Genomic DNA, 380 nt, shown 5'->3' with positions numbered 1-380 from the left:
GTCGAGGAGGACGCGCAGAGGATGGTGGTCCGCCACTGGCGCGACACCGAGGCACTGCTCGGCGCGCTGACCATGCAAGACGGCGGCGGCAACGGGTGAGCTCCGTCGCGATCGCCGGAACCGGGATGGCGGAGCTCACCTGCGCGTGGCTACTGGTCGGACGTGGGCATCACATCCGGCTCTCGGCGCCCGGTCCCGGGGTGGGTACGCGGCCGCTGCTGCTGACCGGGCCGACGCTGGAGCTGCTTCGCTGCGTGTGGGGAGCCGGACTCCTCGACGACGCGTGGGAGTTGACCCACCGTCAGGTGCGGTGGGGAGCCGAGGCGCGACCCGCGCGATTCGCGCAGGCAGGACGAGTGGTGGACGGGGCGGTGCTGGCG

At 72.9% G+C, this 380-nt stretch carries 1 protein-coding gene; it reads left to right on the top strand.

Annotation, left to right across the window (positions count from 1 at the left end; translation table 11 throughout):
* Positions 1–125: 125 nt before the first annotated feature.
* Positions 126–380: hypothetical protein (locus tag TN53_RS42860; protein ID WP_234441874.1), on the top strand; the 255-nt coding region annotated here is incomplete at its 3' end.

This window comes from Streptomyces sp. WM6386, from assembly GCF_000972385.1.
Classification (GTDB): Bacteria; Actinomycetota; Actinomycetes; order Streptomycetales; family Streptomycetaceae; genus Streptomyces.
This window is presented reverse-complemented; position numbering and strand designations above follow the sequence as displayed.